This is a genomic window from Brevibacterium sp. HMSC063G07, from assembly GCF_001810665.1.
Taxonomy (GTDB): Bacteria; Actinomycetota; Actinomycetes; order Actinomycetales; family Brevibacteriaceae; genus Brevibacterium.
On sequence record NZ_KV802333.1, the window covers coordinates 1 to 18,525 of the forward strand.

16 protein-coding genes, 1 tRNA gene and 1 other RNA gene are annotated in these 18,525 nt (G+C 61.7%); 9 read left to right on the plus strand and 9 right to left on the minus strand.

Features of this window, described 5'->3' with window-relative positions; all coding sequences use genetic code 11:
• Positions 1-153 precede the first annotated feature (153 nt).
• Genes hisC through tgt form a run of 3 tightly spaced genes read left to right on the plus strand, consistent with a single transcriptional unit; the run spans position 154 to position 3,998 of the window.
• Positions 154-1,227 (plus strand): histidinol-phosphate transaminase, encoded by a 1,074-nt coding sequence (gene hisC, locus HMPREF2757_RS02445; RefSeq protein WP_070573061.1) that lies wholly within the window; start codon positions 154-156, stop codon positions 1,225-1,227.
• Positions 1,228-1,238: 11 nt separating this feature from the next.
• Positions 1,239-2,651, plus strand: a complete 1,413-nt coding sequence (locus HMPREF2757_RS02450; RefSeq protein ID WP_070573063.1) for an FAD-binding oxidoreductase — start codon at positions 1,239-1,241, stop codon at positions 2,649-2,651.
• Positions 2,652-2,654: 3 nt separating this feature from the next.
• Positions 2,655-3,998, plus strand: coding sequence for a tRNA guanosine(34) transglycosylase Tgt (gene tgt, locus HMPREF2757_RS02455; protein ID WP_083304050.1), 1,344 nt, complete (start codon positions 2,655-2,657; stop codon positions 3,996-3,998).
• Here tgt and HMPREF2757_RS02460 read toward each other — a convergent pair.
• Genes HMPREF2757_RS02460 through HMPREF2757_RS02475 form a run of 4 tightly spaced genes read right to left on the minus strand, consistent with a single transcriptional unit; the run spans position 3,986 to position 8,275 of the window.
• On the minus strand, positions 3,986-4,849 hold the full coding sequence (locus tag HMPREF2757_RS02460) for an SGNH/GDSL hydrolase family protein (RefSeq protein ID WP_070573067.1): 864 nt from the start codon (positions 4,847-4,849) through the stop codon (positions 3,986-3,988). The two genes, tgt and HMPREF2757_RS02460, sit on opposite strands and share 13 nt — an antisense overlap.
• Positions 4,846-5,637, minus strand: coding sequence for a queuosine precursor transporter (locus tag HMPREF2757_RS02465; protein ID WP_256278249.1), 792 nt, complete (start codon positions 5,635-5,637; stop codon positions 4,846-4,848). The genes HMPREF2757_RS02460 and HMPREF2757_RS02465 overlap by 4 nt, the downstream gene beginning before the upstream one ends.
• Positions 5,627-6,091, minus strand: coding sequence for a YbaK/EbsC family protein (locus HMPREF2757_RS02470; protein WP_070573069.1), 465 nt, complete (start codon positions 6,089-6,091; stop codon positions 5,627-5,629). Before HMPREF2757_RS02470 ends, HMPREF2757_RS02465 begins: the two co-directional genes overlap by 11 nt.
• A 3-nt stretch (positions 6,092-6,094) precedes the next feature.
• Positions 6,095-8,275 carry a M3 family metallopeptidase gene (locus HMPREF2757_RS02475; protein ID WP_070573071.1) on the minus strand — a complete coding sequence of 727 codons (2,181 nt, stop codon included), beginning with the start codon at positions 8,273-8,275 and terminating at the stop codon, positions 6,095-6,097.
• Positions 8,276-8,354: 79 nt separating this feature from the next.
• Here HMPREF2757_RS02475 and HMPREF2757_RS02480 point away from each other — a divergent pair, with 79 nt between their 5' ends.
• Positions 8,355-9,593, plus strand: a complete 1,239-nt coding sequence (locus HMPREF2757_RS02480) for an MFS transporter (protein WP_070573072.1) — start codon at positions 8,355-8,357, stop codon at positions 9,591-9,593.
• A 438-nt stretch (positions 9,594-10,031) separates the two neighbouring features.
• On the opposite strand, the gene HMPREF2757_RS11840 is transcribed toward HMPREF2757_RS02480, so the two are convergent.
• Positions 10,032-10,229: a hypothetical protein gene (locus tag HMPREF2757_RS11840; RefSeq protein ID WP_070573074.1), complete on the minus strand. Its 198-nt coding sequence runs from the start codon at positions 10,227-10,229 to the stop codon at positions 10,032-10,034.
• Positions 10,230-10,627: 398 nt separating this feature from the next.
• Here HMPREF2757_RS11840 and HMPREF2757_RS02490 point away from each other — a divergent pair, with 398 nt between their 5' ends.
• The 4 genes from HMPREF2757_RS02490 to HMPREF2757_RS02505 all read left to right on the plus strand — a co-directional run bounded on the left by HMPREF2757_RS02490 (position 10,628) and on the right by HMPREF2757_RS02505 (position 14,433).
• Positions 10,628-11,698, plus strand: coding sequence for an AI-2E family transporter (locus HMPREF2757_RS02490; RefSeq protein ID WP_083304051.1), 1,071 nt, complete (start codon positions 10,628-10,630; stop codon positions 11,696-11,698).
• 10 nt (positions 11,699-11,708) lie between these two features.
• Positions 11,709-12,302 carry a peroxidase-related enzyme gene (locus tag HMPREF2757_RS02495; protein ID WP_070573075.1) on the plus strand — a complete coding sequence of 198 codons (594 nt, stop codon included), beginning with the start codon at positions 11,709-11,711 and terminating at the stop codon, positions 12,300-12,302.
• Between the two features lie 161 nt (positions 12,303-12,463).
• A complete protein-coding gene (locus tag HMPREF2757_RS02500; protein ID WP_070573076.1) occupies positions 12,464-13,987 on the plus strand; it encodes an acetaldehyde dehydrogenase ExaC in 1,524 nt (507 codons plus the stop codon).
• A gap of 2 nt (positions 13,988-13,989) precedes the next feature.
• Positions 13,990-14,433, plus strand: a complete 444-nt coding sequence (locus HMPREF2757_RS02505; RefSeq protein ID WP_070573078.1) for a DUF779 domain-containing protein — start codon at positions 13,990-13,992, stop codon at positions 14,431-14,433.
• A gap of 69 nt (positions 14,434-14,502) precedes the next feature.
• Here the strand turns inward: HMPREF2757_RS02505 and HMPREF2757_RS02510 are convergent, their stop codons facing one another.
• Together HMPREF2757_RS02510 and ffs are read right to left on the minus strand one after the other, a co-directional pair.
• The gene (locus HMPREF2757_RS02510; protein WP_070573080.1) at positions 14,503-15,963 is read right to left on the minus strand and encodes a L,D-transpeptidase; all 1,461 of its coding nucleotides are present in this window, start codon (positions 15,961-15,963) and stop codon (positions 14,503-14,505) included.
• Between the two features lie 231 nt (positions 15,964-16,194).
• Positions 16,195-16,290: signal recognition particle sRNA small type (ffs, locus tag HMPREF2757_RS02515), an RNA gene on the minus strand.
• A gap of 246 nt (positions 16,291-16,536) precedes the next feature.
• Between ffs and HMPREF2757_RS02520 the strand changes: the two genes are divergently transcribed.
• A tRNA-Ser gene (locus tag HMPREF2757_RS02520) sits at positions 16,537-16,622 on the plus strand.
• Here the strand turns inward: HMPREF2757_RS02520 and HMPREF2757_RS11340 are convergent.
• On the minus strand, positions 16,596-16,967 hold the full coding sequence (locus tag HMPREF2757_RS11340) for a hypothetical protein (protein WP_141750139.1): 372 nt from the start codon (positions 16,965-16,967) through the stop codon (positions 16,596-16,598). The two genes, HMPREF2757_RS02520 and HMPREF2757_RS11340, sit on opposite strands and share 27 nt — an antisense overlap.
• Before the next feature lie 14 nt (positions 16,968-16,981).
• Positions 16,982-18,213, minus strand: a protein-coding gene (locus HMPREF2757_RS02530) for an IS3 family transposase (RefSeq protein ID WP_141750140.1) whose coding sequence is annotated in 2 segments (ribosomal slippage) — positions 16,982-17,922 and positions 17,922-18,213 — 1,233 coding nt in all. Because the reading frame shifts where the segments join, the coding sequence is not laid out codon by codon here.
• Positions 18,214-18,525: the final 312 nt, after the last annotated feature.

The window sequence follows — 18,525 nt, forward strand, 5'->3', positions numbered from 1 at the left end:
GTGGCATGCGGACACACTTTTCTTTACTTAACCCCACAGGGTGAAAGGCCGAGGTGCCGCGCTGGTTCTCGGGTTCGGCTCGGCTGTCTTTGGCACCGGGCTGTGGCCCGAGGTGCCGCCCGGGTGAGCCTGGGGCGGCGGTACGATGAGCCCATGACTTTTCAGTACCGCCTGCGCCCTGCCGTGCGCGATGCCGCGGCATATGTTCCCGGCAAACCCGCCGCCCCGATCGAAGGCATGACAGCGTACAAACTGTCAGCCAACGAGCACCACATGGAGCCGCTGCCGCAGGTGCGCGAAGCCATTGCGAAAGCATCTGAAAATCCCAATATCTACCCTGACCCGGGCGTTTTCGAACTGACCGACGCCATGGCCGACTTCCTGGGTGTTGCACCCGAGAACATTGTGTTCGGGGCAGGTGGTTCGGAAATCCTGTCGGCCGCCTTTGCCATTACGGCCGGCCCCGGTGCGAACATCGTCTACCCGTGGCCGTCGTTTGAAATGTACCGCCAGGTGGGCGTTATGAGCGGGGCGGAGAACCGCCAGATCCCGCTGACGGCAGACGGTCGCCACGACTTCGATGCGCTGCTGGACGCAATTGACGACGACACGACGCTGGTCGTGCTGTGCAGTCCGAACAACCCCACCGGACCGGCAATCGGGGAAGCCGAATTCCGTGCGTTCATGGACCGCGTACCAGCGGACCTGCTGGTGGTTCTCGACCAGGCGTACCTGGAGTTCATCACCTCAGAAGACACCGTCGACGCCGTCGCCGCACTTGGCGACTACCCCAACCTCATCATCATGCGCACATTCTCCAAGGCCCACGGTCTTGCCGGTCTGCGCGTGGGCTACGGAATCGCCCACCCGGACGTCATCCTCGAAATGCGCAAGTCGATTGCCCCGTTTTCGGTGCAGAGCATAGGCCAGGCAGCAGCGCTCGCATCCCTGCGCGCATCGTCCGAAGTCGATGTGCGGGCCAAGGAAATCGCCGCCGCGCGCGACAAACTGACAGAAGAGCTGCGGGCACTGGGCATCGAGGTGCCGACTTCGGACGCCAACTACGTGTGGCTGCCGCTGGGCGAACGTTCCGCAGACTTCGAAAAGGTGTGCATGGCCAACGGACTGGCAGTGCGCAATCTGCACACCGGCATCCGCGTGAGCATCGGCCCGGACGAAGCCATGGAGCGCTTCATCGCCGTCACTCGCGAATTTCTGGGCAAGTGAAGCCGCCTGCTATGAGCACCGCCGATCTCGCCGGTCTGAAAGAAACACTGGGCCGCGCTTTCACGGACGACCCTGACGTCCTGCAGACCTACAGCTGCGATCATGCGCAGTTCAGCGATGCGGGCAAGCCCTTGGCGCTCGTGCTCGCCCAGACAGTTGAAGACGTGCAGACCACGGTCCGCTTCGCCCACGAACACGGCGTGCCGATCGTGCCGCAGGGAGCGCGAACCGGCCTGGCAGGAGCCGCAAACGCCGTCGACGGCTGCATTCTGCTCAGCCTTGAGCGGATGAACCGCGTGCTGGACGTCAATACTGTCGAACAGACCTGCACCGTTGAGCCCGGCATCATCAACGGCGACCTCAAGAGGCACCTCGACAGCTTTGACATGTCCTACCCACCCGACCCGGGCTCGGTGGCGATCTCGTCGATCGGCGGCAATGTGTCGACCAACGCCGGCGGTATGTGCTGTGTGAAGTACGGCGTGACCGCCGACTACGTGCGCAGCCTCAAAGTGGTGCTGCCCGACGGAACACTCACCACTGTCGGCCGACCCACACGGAAGGGCGTGGCCGGCTACAACCTGCACTCGCTCATCATCGGCGCCGAAGGCACTCTCGGGGTGGTTGTCGAGGTGACGCTCGAACTGGTGCCGAAACTTCCGGCTCCGCTGACCGCGGTGGCGATTTTCCCAAGCTCTGTCACTGCGGCAGGCGCTGTCACGGACTATATGGGCGCCGGAGGTCGGCCTTCGTTCATGGAGTACATGGACAGGCAGGTCATCGAGTTCGTCAACGCCTACGGCGATTTCGGTCTGCCGGATGGCGCCGGTGCGATCCTGCTGGTCCAGGCTGATGGCGACGGTTCGACCGAAGCGGCAGCCGCCGAACTCGAACGGTTCACGGCGGTGGCAAAAGCCGTCGGCGCAGATGACGTCTTCTATTCAGACGACCCGGCTGATTCCGAACTGCTGGTTGCCGCCCGGCGTGCGGTTTCGCCCGCCACGCAGAAGGTTGCGCACGAACTCGGCGGCGGTGAATTGGTTGACGATGTCTGCGTTCCGCGCGGGCGGCTGCCCGACATCTTCGCCAGGCTCGATGCTATTGCCGAAAAGTACCCGCAGCTCATCTTCTCCTGCTGTGCTCACGCCGGTGACGGCAATCTGCACCCGACCGTCACGTTCAACGCCCTTGATGACCAGCAGGTTCGCCTGGCCGAAGAGGCTTTCGGCGAAATCATGCAGGCAGGCATTGACTGCGGAGGAACCATCACGGGCGAACACGGAGTGGGCTCACTCAAGGCCCCCTGGCTGCGCCGCGAACTCGATGAGGGCAGCCGGGCAATGCACATGGCAATCAAAAAGGCCCTTGACCCGCAGAACATCATGAACCCGGGCAAGATGCTGGAGTTCCTCGGCGAAACCTGAACCATGCCCACGCACCCTGAAGAACCTGCTCCCCCAGAACCCGCAGTGAGCCCTGACCGCCCCGAAGCGGGCTTCGGTTTCACAATCGAGTCCCGCCTCGACCCCGGATCGCGCACCCGCAGTCCCTATTCTCTGGGGCAGGGGAGCGTGCACGGCCGCACCGGAGTGATCCGCACCCCGCACGGGAACATCCAGACGCCCGCCTTCATCCCGGTGGGCACAAAAGCCACCGTAAAGGCCGTGCGGCCCGAGGAAATGCGGGACCTCGGGGCACAGGCCCTGCTGGCCAATGCCTACCACCTGTACCTGCAGCCGGGGGCGGACCTGGTGGACGAAGCCGGGGGACTGGCCGCGTTCATGAACTGGCACGGGCCGACCTTCACCGACTCCGGCGGTTTTCAGGTGATGAGTCTGGGCTCGGGATTCAAAAAGGTCATCTCGATGGAGGCGGCTGCTGACAACGCCGGGCTCGACGACGGAGCGATAGCCGAAGGCAAAGAGCGGCTGAGCTTTGTCGACGACGACGGGGTGAACTTCAAATCTCACCTGGACGGTTCCCTGCACCGCTTCACTCCCGAAATCTCGATGCGGGTCCAACACCAGCTGGGGGCGGACATCATGTTCGCCTTTGACGAGCTGACCACCCTCATGAACTCACGCGCCTACCAGGAAGAGTCCCTAGAGCGGACACGCCTGTGGGCAATCCGCTGCATTGAAGAGCACAAGAAGCTCACCGTACAGCGCAGCACCCCCGGCTTTGCGGGACTGCCGGGCGGCAAGCCCTACCAGGCGCTCTTCGGCGTCATTCAGGGTGCGCAGTACGAAGATCTGCGGCGCAAAGCCTGCCGCGACTTGGGTGCTATGGACTTCGACGGCTACGGAATCGGCGGGGCGCTGGAAAAGGAGAACCTCGGCACGATCGTCGGCTGGTGCAATGACGAACTTCCCGAAGGCCGCCCCCGCCACCTGCTGGGAATCTCCGAACCGAACGACATGTTCACCGCCGTGCGTGCCGGAGCAGATACGTTCGACTGCGTTCAGCCTTCGCGTGTCGCCCGCAACGGGGCCGTCTACACCGCCTACGGCCGGTACAACGTCAACAACGCCGCCTCACAGCGCAACTGGGACCCCATTGAGCCCGGCTGCGAGTGCTACACGTGCCAAAACTATTCGCGCGCATACCTTCGCCACCTGTTCAAGGCCAAGGAGATGCTGTTCTCCACCCTGTGCACCATCCACAATGAGCACTACACGGTGCGGCTGGTGGAGAAAATGCGCGAAGCAATCGCTGAGGGCACCTTCGACGAATACGAAGAAGAAACCCTGGGCCGCTTCTACGGCAAATAGTCCCGCAGCCAGGCGCGCCTGACGGCTGGCCACACGGCTTCTGCCCACACGGTGTACCCGTGGTCGTTGGGATGAAACACATCAGATTCCATTGTGAAGAACTGACGCGGAATCCCAAGGGTGCTGCGCGACCACAGCGAAGCAGTTGCGGCGTGCAGTTCGGCAAGCTCAAGATCGTTTTCGGCCGCCAGACGGCGAATGAGCTCATTGGCTGCCCGGCACTTGCGCTCATAGAAGCTCAAACCGAAACTCGGCACGGTTGATACGACAGTCCCTCCAGGCAGAGCCGGATACAGACGCTCAGCAGTCCAGGCGAAGCCCTCAGCTGTAAACGTGCGGTCGGCGATGTCATTGCCGCCGATGACGCACATCGTGACATCCGCATGAGCAAACATGCGCCCCGCCTTGAGTTCCGGCAGCTGCTGCTCCATCAGAAGCCACGAGGAGTCACCGGGCTGGGCGACATTGCACACCACAACGGGGACGCCGGCGTCAGCGGCCAAACGCCTGAGAACAATGCCCACATAGCCTCGGTCCGCGCTCGAAGCACCCACTCCCGCAGCAGCGGAATCACCCAGAACATTGACTCTGAGGGGACGAACCTCACCACCCCAGCCTGACACCGGACCAATTGAGCCGTCGGGGAAGAAAGCGAGCTCCGCCTCGTGAAAGTGCTGCCACCACCTGCGGCGGGTGCGGGCCTGCACCCCGTTCATCCAGGCGGAGCTGGACAGCCAACCGGCAGCCGCTCCAGCGGCAAAGCCAGCAGCGGCCCCGAGCGCCCGACCCCACGGCGACAGGCTCGGCGATTTCGGTGAGCCCGGCGAATCCAGGCGGAATGAAGCGGTCACACTCGGGCGCCTTCGGCCATGCGCTCGGCATCGGTTTCAACAGAATATGTGCCCTCGCGCTTCTTGAACCAGCGGATGACCACCTGCGTGACAGGCAGGAACAGCACTTCAACAGCGACCTTGTAGGCAAAGCCGAACAGAACGTACTTGAAGAACTCACCACCGGGAATCACCCCGGCAAAGGCAACAGTGCAGAAGATGACGGTGTCAGCCGCTTCGCCCACACCCGTCGAACCCAGCAGGCGCACCCACAGGGCGCGCTCGCCCATGCGGCGCTTAATGCGCACAAGCACAAAGGCGTTGAGCATCTGGCCCACGCAGTAGCCGGCCAGAGACGCGGCAACAATCCGCGGATAGAAGCCCAGAACGGCTTCAAAAGCCTCCTGGCCGTCATAGCCGGGCCCCGGCGGGGCGACGATGACCAGCAGAAAGACAAGCGAAGCCCCCAGCTGGGTAATGAAGCCCATGATGACGGCTTTGCGGGCGGCCGCGAATCCATACACCTCGGAAATGACGTCGCCCATGATGTACACGAACGGGAACAGAAAAGCTCCGCCGTCAGCCACAATCCAGTAGCTGTCCGGGCTGTCGCCCATGGGGAAGAACGCGATGACCTTCGTGGCCGAAATGTTCGACACGAGCAGCGCCACGCAGAAGAACGCCAGAACAACGGCATAGTAGCGCCCCCGGGAGGACGCAAAGGCAACCAGTCGGGCACCCGCCGTCTGGGCGGACGGTGTGGAAGCCAGGCGGGGTTCGCGGGACTCCGGGGTGGTTTCAGCGTTCAACGTCGATTTCCTCTCCGCCGGTCAGGCGCAGCAGCTCCGGATAGGTCAGCGGGAACATCGAATCCGCGGTGCCCGCGGCAGCCCACAGCGTCGGGTACGCCCCGAGTGCGCGGTCGATAAAGGTGCGAATCGGCTTGGTGTGCCCAGCTGGGGCAACCCCGCCGATCACCTGGCCGGTGGCCTCCTTCACCACGTCCGCGTTGGCCCGGCTGATCTTCCCGCCGGTCTGCTCTTCGACAAAGCCCGTGTCCACCCGGTGCGCACCGGACGTCATGATGAGCACCGGTTCACCGTCAAGCCGGAAGATGAGGCTGTTGGCAATCGCACCTGTCTCAATGCCCAGGTGAGCAGCCGCATCGGCGGCCGTTGGCAGGTGCTCGGTGAAGATTGTGATCTCACCGGTGATCCCGGCTTTGTCGAGGTCCGCCTGGACTCGCTGATTGCGTTCGTGCACTCTTCAGACCTCCCGAGGTGCTTCTGGGCGGACGTCGGTCGGAGGTGGAGCCTCGGTAGGGGAGCCCGCGGGCGCAGGAACGTGGGCAGGGGAGTCAGTTGGCGCCTCGGCCTGGGTCTTGGCCCGTGTTGGCAGGCCGCGGCGGCGCAGCAGAGGATCGACGGTGGGCTGTTCCCCGAAGAACTGGGTGATGGCCTGCTCCGGGTCGACAGAGAAGCCCGGAGCCAGCACCGCGCGGCGGAAAGCCTGCCCCGAAGCGGCCGTCAGACCGCCCTGCCGGTCAAACCATTCAGAAGCGTAGGCGGCCAGCTGCTCCGACCACAGGTAGGAGTAGTAGCCGGCCGCATAGCCGAAGCTGAACGCGTGCATGAAGTACGGCGAACGGTAGCGCGGCTGCACAGAGGGCGAAAACCCAGCGGCCGAGAGCACCTCCGACTCGAATTCGAGAACAGCTTCAACCTGTTCGCCCGGTTCCAGGCCGTGCCACGACAGGTCAAGCAGAGCCGCCGCCAGGTATTCGACCGTGCCGAAGCCCTGCCCGAACTTCTGCGCCTGCTTGATCTGTTCGACCAGGCCTTCCGGCATCGGCTCGCCCGTTGTGATGTGACGGGCGTAGTTCGGCAGAACATCCGGGTGGAGCATCCACATTTCGTTCAGCTGCGACGGGAACTCAACATAGTCCCGAGGGACCGAGGTGCCAGCCCGGCTGGGATAGGTGGAATCGGCAAACAGTCCGTGCCACACGTGGCCGAACTCGTGAAACAGGGTGTTGACGTCATCCAAGCTCAGCAGGGCAGGTTCGTCCGGAGCGGGGCGGGGCACGTTCATGGTCATGGTGATGATGGGCTGTTCTCCCGTCAGACGCGCACCTGTCACAAGCTCCGCCATCCATGCCCCGCCGCGCTTGCTGGGACGCGTGTAGGGGTCAATGCAGACCAGCCCCAGGATCTTGCCGCCCTCGGAGATCTCCCACACCGTGACGGCTTCGTCCCACAGCCGACCGGCGAACCGGTCGGTGACATTCTCAAAGCTCAGCCCGTACAACACGCTCGCGGCATAGAAAACACCGTCGTGCAGAACCCGGCTGAACTCAAAGTACTTGCTGATTTCGCTGTGGTCGATGCCGTACAGCTGAGAGCCCACGCGACGCAGCCAGAAAGGAATGTCCTCAGCCGCAAGCCTCTGCGGCTGCGCAGTCTGTTCAATGGTTTCCAGTTCACGCCGCAGCTGCTGATCAGCAGGCTCCAGAAGCGAAATGAGCAGACTCGACGCCTGTTCCGGGCTGCCCGCCTGCTGCTGCTCAATCGCGTACTCGCTGAACGAACTGTAGCCCAGCACACCGGCCAAAGCGGCACGCAGTGCCGTGATGTCGGCAACAAGGCCGCGAGTATCACCCTCACCGCCGCGACTGCAGCGATCAGCAGATGCGGCAAACAGCGCCGAACGGGTCTCCGGGTGGGTAAGCGCTTCAGCCGGCGGCTGCACGGTTGTCGACTCCAACGGCAGAACCCAGCCGTCAACACCGCGCTCCCGGGCCTGAGAAGCGGCGGCGGCCAGCTGAGCCTCAGTCAGCCCATCAGGTGAGTACGGGCCGCCGCGTTCAATCACAAAAGCCGAAGCGTTGGTCTCCGCCAGGACGGTATTGGCAAAGCGATTCTCCAAACGGGTCAGTTCCGCTGACACGGCTTCGACACGCTGCTTGCCGTCATCGTCCAAGCGGGCACCCGCGCGAATGAAATCAGACAGGAGGAGCTGCAGATGACGACGATCCTCCGGCAGAAGGGCACTGTCGCCAATAGCCTCAAGCCTGTCGAACAGGACGGAATTGAGCCGAATGCTGAGAAAAGCCGACGACAGCTCCGCATCGATTTGCGCCAAAGCGTCGCTGTTGTCCTCCGTGTGCGCCGAGCTTTGGAGAACCCCGGCGACAGCAGACAGGCGGCGCAGCGGTTCTGTGGCCTTTTCCAAGGCGACGACCGTGTTGTAGAAGTCGGCCGGAGATTCGTCAGCCACAATCGCTTCGAGATCCTGCTGGAACTGGGCGAGAACAGCCGCGAGTGTGCTGCGGAGCTCCTCGGCGGACAGGTGGAAATCCGGCAGCGTCAGCGATGCCGGGCGGGTGATCCAGGCAAGCAGCGAATCAGCGGAAGCCCCGCTGTCGGTGTGTTCTGGGGTGGTGGGCACGTGCTTCTCCTCCAACAGGCTCGGGCATCGAACTCTACCTGCCGCCGATGTCAGCCAAGCGCTGAGTATCGTGAACTTCGTGAGCAGCTTAGACGGATATCCGCGCGGGCACCGCCAGACGAAGAAGATCGAAATCGGTCTGCTTGTCGCGGGCCTTGCAACCTTCGTGCTGCTTTACAACACGCAAGCTATTTTGCCCTACTTCACCCGGGACCTGCGGATCTCCCCGTCGCAGTCGGCCCTTTCGGTCTCCGTGGCAACAGCGGGGCTGGCTGTAGGGCTCATTGCGGCAGCACCCGTTTCCGAAAGGATCGGCAGGGTTGCGCTGATTCGCTTCTCGCTGCTGTCCGCCAGCGCGCTGGGCCTGATGAGCGCGTTTGTCACCGACTGGCCGACCTTCCTTGTTCTGCGCTTTGTCATGGGTGTTCTGCTGGCCGGTCTGCCCGCCACCGCCGCGGTGTATCTGAAAGAGGAAATCCACCCCGATTACGCAACGGCCGCCACGGGGGTCTACATCTTCGGCACAACCCTGGGCGGTCTGAGCGCTCGCCTCATTACGTCTGGTGTGGTCAGCCTGCACGAACGGCTGAATCTGGGCACGCCGCTGGGGCTCGACGCGGCACATTTCGCTCTGCTCGTGTCGGCACTTGCCGCCTCGGGCTGTGCTGTGGGTGCGTGGCTGCTGTTGCCGCAGTCGCGCGGCTTTGCTCCCCATCCCGTACAGCCGCGGCAGCTTCTGCGGGACTTCGCCCGAGTGTTCACGGATCCGGTTCTCGTGGGCCTGTACGTGCTCGCGTTCTTCGGCATGGGAGCCTTTGTCGGAACCTTCAATGTTCTGGGCTTCCGTCTTGAAGCTGCACCCTACGGTCTGTCGGTTGCCGTTGTCGGACTGCTCTACTTGGCCTATCCGGTGGCAGGTTTTGTCGGTGCTCGCGCAGCCCGGCTGGCTAACCGCTACTCAATGCGGGCGGTGATCGTGTTCGGCCCGCTGACGGCTCTTGTCGGGGTGGGCATTCTTGCGGCCTCACCTCTGGTCGTCATTGTGTTCGGTCTGCTGGTGCTCGCCTCGGGGTTCTTCATCACCCACTCGATCGCATCTGCGTGGGTCCCCTCCCGAGGTGCCGCCCGCCTCGGTCTTCCCGCTCAGTCCGCCAGCATGTACATGCTGTTCTACTACATGGGGTCTTCAGTTGCAGGCAACCTCACGCCAGTTGCTTGGCAGGACTTCGGTTGGTGGGGTGTCGCTGCGATGACCGGCGCGTTCATGGGTGCGAGCCTGCTGATTGCCGTCGGCCTGGCGAAGTCGAAAAAGGCCTGAGCCGGGTGCCGTGAGCGATGGGTGCCGTGTGCGACGGCCGGTTGGTCGTTGGCGGTATCACAGAAGCGGAAGCCAGCTTTTGGCAGGAACAAAGTGGTTGACAGCGTTAGTCTTGCGATCGTCGTGAACTAAAGGTGACGACCACCTGGGAAATAGTCAGCCCAAGAAACGGGACGCTTGTCGCCAATGCTGCAGTGGTTTTGCCTGAAATGCCTAACCACAGAGTCACGCCCAAACTTGCTAGAGCAACCAGGGGTGCCGCGATCGATGAGATGAGCGTCGAGGTGGACTCGGCGTGTACCAGCCGTGTTTCGTGGCTGATGCTCGCCCGCATAGCCATTTCTGACATACCCAGAATCCGGTCAGGGTAGGTTGGATCTACCTGCCCGTAGTCCGCTAGTTCTTGTGCTGGCGGAAACGGGCCTGAGCGGTAGTGGGCTACTTCGTAGAGGGGGCTTTGCGGATCTGGTCCATGCTCCAGCGCATTGTCTGGCCCGTCTGCGCCCATGCTGTGGCGATGTGGTTCGTCTGCGCGATCTGCTTGCGAAGTTGCCTCAGGCGTGTGGTGTCTGCTGTTGCGCTCAGATAGATTCCGCGACGGATTCCACGGGCTGTTGCCTGTGCTGTGTTCGTCATATCCGTCTCCTTCAGGATGTCGCGTTGTATCCACTCTAGCCGCCTTCGCTGTGTATATGGAGGGTGGGTTTACTGTGGCTATCTGCGAGTGACCAGGTAGGCGCGTCCAAACCTTCATGCTGACGAACCGTCAGTCTTTCAGCACTTTGCGGAAATGCTCAGGAACCTAGTCGTTCACAGCTTCTATACCCATCGTTGCGGGGCTGTTTGAAGATCAAGCTTAGCCGTGGTGCCAACGATTTCGATGCTTGCGATCCCAGGATCGCGGGTGTTCATGCCAAGAACATGCTGACCGGCGGCGATGACCGGCGCATTCATGGGCGCAAGCCTGCTCATTGCCCTCGGCCTGGCGGTCGAGAAGGCCTGAGCTCAGCCCGCCCGGGCTCTAGACTGAACGGGTGAGCGCAATCAAGATCAACGATCGGAACGCGAATCCTTTTGTCATAGGGTTCCTCGGCATGCTCGGCGCGGGCCTGGCATACGGTCTCTTTCACCTGGTGGACGACCTCGCCGGAGTCATAGTCTGCATTGCCTGCGCACTGTTCCTAGCTCTGGGGCTTGAACCGGTCATCCGCTTTATGACCAAACGGGGGATCAAACGCGGGTGGGCTGTCACCATCACATCGCTGGCCGTGGTCATAGCCGTTGCCGGTGTTGTGCTCATCGTCGTGCCGCCCGTGGTGCGGCAGGTACAGCAGTTCATCGGCAATGTTCCGCACATCATCGACGACATCATTCGCAGGCCCTGGTTTGGAAAGCTAGAAGAGAACCTGCCTTTCGGCATCGACCTCAACGAGGGGCTTGAAAGTGCCGGCGTCTGGTTCTCAGACCCAGCCAACCTGGCCAATGTCGGCGGCGGTGTTCTGACGATCGGTGCGGGAGTGCTGACGTTCACCACGAATCTCATCATCGTCATCATCCTCACCCTCTACTTCGCGGCAGGGCTGCCCAGCATCAAATCTGCTTTCTACCGGCTCATGCCCGCGCGCAAGCGCGAGGACGTCAAAGACGTCACAGAGGAGATCACCGGCTCTGTCGGCCGCTACATTCTGGGTCAGGGGGCGCTCGCCGTCACGAACGGCGTGCTGTCGGCGATTTTCCTTACGATCATCGGCGCCCCGCTGCCCGCTCTTTTGGCGTTCATCGCTTTTCTCGGTTCGCTCATCCCACTGGTCGGCACAATTTCGGCATCGATTGTCATCGTGCTGTCGTGCCTGATGAGCTCACCGACTCTGGCCCTTATCGCCGCGATCTACTATCTGGTGTATATGCAGATTGAGGCCTATGTCTTCAATCCGCGCATCATGAAGGCCGTTACCGATGTTCCGGGGCCGATCGTCATCATTGCCGCGATTGCCGGTGCAACCCTCGGCGGAGTGCTCGGGGCGGTCGCTTCAGTCCCTGTTGCTGCGTCGCTGCTCATCATCTACAGGAAAGTGGTCATTCCGCACCAAGACGCAAAGAAGTAACCTGTCTCACATGACTGAGCGATTTCCAGATGCAGTTCTGACAGACCTTCCCGACGACATCCGACAGCGAATCGAAGACGAAGCTGAAAAATCCGGCTTCATTCCCAATGTCTTCATCAAGCTGGCCCGCCGACCTGCTGAGTTCCGAGCGTTCTTCGCCTACTACGACGCGCTCATGGACAAAGACACCGGCAGCCTCAGCAAAGCCGACCGCGAAATGATCGTCACGGCCACATCCTCAGCCAACGGGTGCCTGTACTGCGTGGTTGCCCACGGGGCACTCCTGCGTCTGTTCAAGAAAAGCCCGGACATTGCAGACAAAGTAGCCGTCAACTACAAGCACGCTGACCTCGAACCCCGCGAAACGGCAATGCTCGACTTCGCCATGAAGGTCTGCACGAACCCCGCAGACATCAGCGACGACGACTTCACGCGCCTGGCCGAACACGGTTTCGATGCCGAAGACGTGTGGGACATCGCCGCAATCACCGGGTTCTTCGGCTTGTCCAACCGCATGGCCACGGTTTCGGGCATGCGCCCCAATCAAGAGTTCTACACCCTTGGCCGGGTGCCGAAAGACATCTACCAGCAGCTCAACGGCTGAACCACACGCACGAGGTGGGGCTCACCTGCATTGGTGAGCCCCACCTCGTGCGTTAGAACCGGGTGCAGAAACAGCTTGCCTGTTCACCGGCGGGTGCGTAGTTTAGGTGCAGGACACCGACGTCCTGCAGCACTGCACCTGAAGTCTCAAAGGAGAGAATCGTGACGGTTTACGCAGCCCCCAACACACCTGACAGCAAGGTGACCTTCAAGTCCCGCTACGACAACTGGATTGGCGGGCAGTGGACGCCGCCGAAAGCCGGACGCTACTTCGAAAACCCCAGCCCAGTCACCGGAAAAGTCTTCTGCGAAGTCGCGCAGTCAGACGCTGATGACATCGAGGCGGCACTCGACGCCGCGCATAAGGCCGCACCCGCATGGGGCAAAACAAGCCCCGCTGAACGCGCTCTCATCCTCCAGCGGATTGCCGACCGGATGGAAGAAAACCTCGAAATGCTCGCCGTTGCCGAAACATGGGACAACGGCAAGGCGATCCGCGAACCGCTGACCGCGGACATCCCCCTGGCCATCGATCATTTCCGCTACTTTGCCAGCGCAATCCGCGCTCAGGAAGGTCGCCTGTCGCAGATTGACGACAACACCGTCGCCTACCACTTCCACGAACCACTCGGTGTGGTCGGACAGATCATTCCGTGGAACTTCCCGCTGCTCATGGCCGTATGGAAGCTCGCACCTGCGCTCGCAGCCGGCAACGCGGTGGTCCTCAAACCAGCCGAACAGACACCGGCCTCGATCATGGTTCTCATCGAGCTGATCGGCGATCTGCTGCCGGACGGCGTGGTCAACATCGTCAACGGCTTCGGCGTAGAAGCGGGCAAGCCGCTGGCGTCGAACCCGCGCATTGCAAAGATCGCGTTCACCGGTGAAACGACCACCGGTCGGCTCATCATGCAGTACGCATCGCAGAACCTCATTCCCATCACCCTGGAACTGGGCGGCAAGAGCCCCAACGTGTTCTTCGAAGACATCATGGACACTGACGACGCTTTCCGGCAGAAGGCCGCTGAGGGCTTCGCGATGTTCAGCCTCAACCAGGGCGAAGTCTGCACCTGCCCGTCGCGAGCATTCGTGCAGGAGAGCATCTTCGATGACTTCGTCGAACTCGGTCTTGAGCGCGTCCGCAACACCAAGCAGGGCAACCCGCTGGACACAGACACGCAGATCGGCGCCCAGGCTTCGAACGATCAGCTTGAGAAGATCAAGTCGTACCTGCAGATCGGCAAGGACGAAGGCGCCGAAGTGCTCATCGGCGGTGAGCAGAACCACCTCGACGGTGACCTTGCCGACGGCTTCTACGTCCAGCCGACCGTATTCAAGGGCGACAACAGCATGCGGATCTTCCAGGAGGAGATCTTCGGCCCCGTCCTCGCTCTGACTTCGTTCACCGACTACGACTCGGTCATCAAGGAAGCCAACAACACGCTCTACGGCCTGGGGGCTGGCGTGTGGTCGCGCAACGGCGGCATCGCCTACCGCGCGGGCCGTGACATTCAGGCTGGCCGCGTGTGGGTGAACAACTACCACAACTATCCGGCACACGCTGCGTTCGGCGGCTACAAGTCGTCCGGCATCGGCCGTGAGAACCACCTCATGATGCTCGACCATTACCAGCAGACCAAGAACCTGCTGGTCAGCTACGACGAAAACCCCATGGGATTCTTCTGACAATGGCTGACGACATCACCGGCGTCCAGGACGGCACCGCAGTGACCGCGCAAGTGGAAGCACGGCCGGAGATCGAAGGTGAGCAGCGCTCGCGCGTGGGGCTGAGCCCAGCCGCAGTGCAGCTTCTGCAGCAGCTGACTCAGCAGCACGGACAGCTGATGTTCCACCAGTCCGGTGGGTGCTGTGACGGATCCGCACCCATGTGCTATCCGGAAGGTGAGTTCCTCACCGGTGACTCGGACGTGCTGTTGGGAACGTTCACCCTTCCCGATGTGCCCGCAGAATCTGCGGAGATCGGCTTCTGGATGTCCAAGGAGCAGTTCGAGTACTGGAAGCACACCTATTTGCTGGTCGATGCAGTGCCCGGCAGGGGCGGTGGCTTCAGCATTGAAAGCCCCACTGGTCTGCGGTTCCTCATCAGGTCGCGGCTCATGGATCAGTCCTGAACCACACGCACGAGGCGGGGCTCACCTGAAATGGTGGGCCCCGCCTCGTGCGTGGTGGAACAGAAAAGGTCAGTCGGTGCTCTCTTCGCCAGCTGATTCGCTGGGAGCAGAGGCTTCCTCATCGGGGGAGTCGGTCGCATCAGCCGACTGTGAGTCCGCTGAGGCGTCTTCCTTCATGGCTTCTTCCGCGGCTTCCCGCTGGTCAGCGGGAATGGCAGCGAGTGCCGTCCAGTCGTCCCATTTGTAGGTCCAGTCTGCAACATCGCCCGAGGAGGGGCTCAGCGAAACGCTCGAACCCTTGATTTCAACCGGGTCGCCGTAGAGTGCGGAGTTGAAGTACTTCTGAGCGCTGCCCGGTGCGAGGTTGACGCAGCCGTGCGATACATTTGCCGATCCCTGCGAACCGACCGACCAGGGCGCACCGTGGATGAATTCGCCGTTGTTGTGGATGCGCACCGCGTGCCTGGTGGGAGTTTCGTAGTCCCACTGCTGGCTGCGCATGACGTAGTAGTCGTGCTTGGACATCACAATGTGCGTGCCGTTGTGGGTTTCAGTGCGTGCGCCCGACCGGCCGAAGGACGCGGGGAAATCCCACTTGGTCTTGCCGCCGCGCTTGACCACCATGCGGTGAGTCTTGGTGTTGCCCTCAACCACCTGATTGCGGTCGACGGTGAACTTCAGTTCGACGTCCTTGGCGCCTTTCTGATTGTCGCCCATGGGAACGTCCTTCAAGTTCATCCGCAGGTCGACGTCAGTGTGTTCCGGCCAGTACTCACGCGGGCGGTAGTGGATGCGCGAAAGCCCGTCGACATCAGGAAGCCACGCCCAGGAGCCCTCCACGTCGCGGTCTTTGCCGTCAGAGTCCTTGAACGTCAGACCCAGACGGCTTTCCACAGTTGCGCGGAACTTCTCTGGCACGATGCTTCCGAAGTTCACAATGATGGGCGCGCCGACGCCGACCTTCTGGTTGTCGCTGATGACGGTGCGGGCGTTGATATCTGCGCGCTTGAGTTTGTCGGTGTCGACAGTGCCGGTCAGCGTGTGCTCTTCGCCGTTGGCGTCAATGGCCGAGGCCGTCCACGTGTAAGTAGAATTGCCTGCCAGCAGGTACGACGATTCCCACTCGGTCTTCTGAGCGTCGGAGTCGTCTTCTGCACCGGCAGATTCCGAGGGCTCGCCTGATGCGTCGGCTGACTCAGCCGACGGCGTGGGGCTTTCCGCAGGGGATTCAGATTCTTCCGTCGAATCGTCGGTGGCTTTGTCGGTTGACTCGGCGGAGTCGCCTTTGAGTTCGCCGAGGTCAACGAGGGCGCCTTCGGCATCGTTGTCGACAAGGCGAACGTCTTCGAATGAACCGTCCGTGACTTTGAGGGCGAGCTTTTTCCCAGGGGCGTCTGCGGTGACTTCCACGGTGGGCTCGGGAACGTCTTTTTTGGCGATCGGGCTCGATCCGTCAGCAACCGCGCATCCGCTGATGAGCAGAAGAGCTGACGTTGCCGCTGCGGCCGCGGGCAGAATGCGAAATCTCACGCGGTATCCCTTCGGAAAGGCTGGTTCTAGAGCGCTGTTCAAGCAGTGTTCGGGCCGTGTTTCTCTGCTGCCAGAGGCACGGTTTTGGGCTCCCGCGATTGTACCGTTCGGCTTTGGTTGGGGTATTGCAACTTGATTGCAAAAGGGTTACAAGCGCCGCGCGTTCGCTATAAGTGCTGATCGGGGCGGTGCGGTGAAGTTATAGAAAAGTGATGGACCGCAGCGGGAAACGTTAAGGGCCCTCCGCGCACCCAGTAGAGCTTGCTTACCCTTGCTACCTTCCGGTCCTGGGGGAGTTCACAAGATGCTGCCACGCGAAGGGCCGAATTGAGTATAGGCCATGACCGGTCGACAAAGCGAACGCCGGGCCCTGCGGCTGAGCTGGCGCGGGGTTTGAGCGGATCTGGGCGCAGTCTGTGTGCGGGAGCGGCTGGGGCCTCATGCGGTTGTTGGGGCGGAGTCGATGATGGGTCGCCGTTCTTGGAGCGCGACAGCGTTAGGAGCGCAAGCCGTATTCATCTGCGGTTTACGGCCAATTCGTCCTTCGGCACATTCTTCTGTATGCTGTCTTGCGGAGGATTCGCATAGCGGCCTAGTGCGCACGCCTGGAACGCGTGTTGGGTTAATAGCCCTCAGGGGTTCAAATCCCCTATCCTCCGCGTTGTGTGAAGTCCCGGGACATCGTTCACTCGATGTCCCGGGACTTTTTGTGTGTGAGGCTGGTGGTGTGTCGGGTCATCGTTCCCCTTTTTTGTGTGTGGGTTTTTCTTTTTGGGTTGGTAGTTTTTGCTGGGGTCGATGGTGTACTCGGCGATGATTTCGCCGGTTGTTTTGTTTATTGCGATGGCGTCGGGTCCGTCGATGAACAGGATGATTCGTTGGCGGTTGTGGGCATGGCCTATGCCGAGGAGTCTGAGTCGGCCGGCGTAGCGGAGGGTGATTTTTCCGTGGCCGTCGACGCGGTCGTATCGGACTCGCCAGTGGGTGTTGCGCAGCTGAACCATCCTGGGTTTCGTTCCTAGATGGTTGGTAAAGACAGTTCATCGTTGCTGAGGCTTTCGGCGTATTGGGCTTCGACTTCTGCTGGTGTCTTGTAGCCCAGTGCTTCGTGCAGCCGGGTGGTGTTCCACCAGTGGACCCAGTTCATGGTTGCGAACTCGACATCGGTCAGGCTGCTCCAGGCCGGCTGGGAGTAGATCAGCTCGGCCTTGTACAGGCCGTTGACGGTTTCGGCGAGGGCATTGTCGTAGCTATCGCCGACTGTTCCGACTGATGGGGTGATTCCTGCGGTGATGAGGCGTTCAGTGTAGGCAATGGCAACGTATTGCGATCCACGATCGGAGTGATGGACCAGTTCAGCAATGCCTGTGGTCGCGGTGTTCAGCGCGTGCTCTAGCGCTTCTAAGGACAGCGCGTGCGTCGTCATCGATGATCTGGTCGCCCAGCCGGCGATGCGGCGGGAGTACGCATCGATGACGAACGCGGTGTACACGAAGCCATACGATGTGCGCACATACGTGATGTCAGCGACCCACAGCCGGTTCGGGGCCGGTGCTTTGAAGTCTCGTATCACCAGATCCGGGCGCTCATCCGGTGTGCGCCCGGGTACCGTGGTGCGCGGTTTCCGGCCACGAACCACGCCGCTGATTCCGGCCTGACGCATCAGCCGTGCGACCTGGTCACGGCCGATCTTCCAGCCGCTTCGGCGCATCGCGTGCCACATTTTGCGAACGCCGTAGACCCCGTAGTTGCGGGCATGCAGGTCCTTGATCACCACGGTCAATTCCCGATCCCGGATCTGGCGTTCGCTGGCCGGTCTGGTCTTCGCGGCCCGATAGCCACGCGACGTGATGAATCCACCCTCGCGTGCTGCAAGTGTGCGGCAGATGAGCTCGACTCCGAACTGATCACGGTACATATCGATGTAGGCGATCATTTCGGCGAGGGGCGGTCGAGCTCGGCTGCAAAAAACGCGGAGGCAGTTTTGAGGATCTCGTTCGCCCGTCGCAGCTCACGGTTCTCACGCCGCAACCGGCGCAGCTCTTCAAGCTCATCCGTTGTCGCGCCCGGCTCAGTGCCGGCATCACGTCTGGCCTGCTTCAGCCACCCGCGCATCGTATGCGGTGAGATCCCAAGTTTCGTTCCCACCTCCTGGGCGGCCGACCACTGCGAGCACTGCGTGTGGTGAAGATGATCCTCCATCAAACGCAACGCCCGCTGCTTGAACTCCTGGGTATAGACAGTTGGCATGATCCAATTCTCCTTCAATCAGTAGAACGGAACGAAACCCAGGATGGTTCATTCGAGTCCGCCGGTGCGGAAGCGCTGTCAGAGGGTTTTGACCCATCGGGTGCTGAGATCAAAGTGTGCGGCTGCGTCTTTAACGCTCATTCCACCGTTAACGATGGCCAGAACCACAGCGCGGTTGCGTGAGTAAGTCATACCCCAGCGTGCCCGCCATGACGTTATGCAGGTGAACGATGACCCGACACATCACTGGAACGCTGTCGTGAGACATCCGCAGGCCGATTCCCAGCGGCAGGGGTGAACGATGTCCTGAAA

Excerpts from the sequence above, each read along its gene's own strand:
- HMPREF2757_RS02450 (WP_070573063.1), top strand. The coding sequence starts at position 1,239 with ATGAGCACCGCCGATCTCGCCGGTCTGAAAGAAACACTGGGCCGCGCT.
- HMPREF2757_RS11840 (WP_070573074.1), bottom strand. The coding sequence starts at position 10,229 with ATGACGAACACAGCACAGGCAACAGCCCGTGGAATCCGTCGCGGAATC.
- hisC (WP_070573061.1), top strand. The coding sequence starts at position 154 with ATGACTTTTCAGTACCGCCTGCGCCCTGCCGTGCGCGATGCCGCGGCA.
- tgt (WP_083304050.1), top strand. The coding sequence starts at position 2,655 with ATGCCCACGCACCCTGAAGAACCTGCTCCCCCAGAACCCGCAGTGAGC.
- HMPREF2757_RS02505 (WP_070573078.1), top strand. The coding sequence starts at position 13,990 with ATGGCTGACGACATCACCGGCGTCCAGGACGGCACCGCAGTGACCGCG.
- HMPREF2757_RS02495 (WP_070573075.1), top strand. The coding sequence starts at position 11,709 with ATGACTGAGCGATTTCCAGATGCAGTTCTGACAGACCTTCCCGACGAC.
- HMPREF2757_RS11340 (WP_141750139.1), bottom strand. The coding sequence starts at position 16,967 with ATGGTTCAGCTGCGCAACACCCACTGGCGAGTCCGATACGACCGCGTC.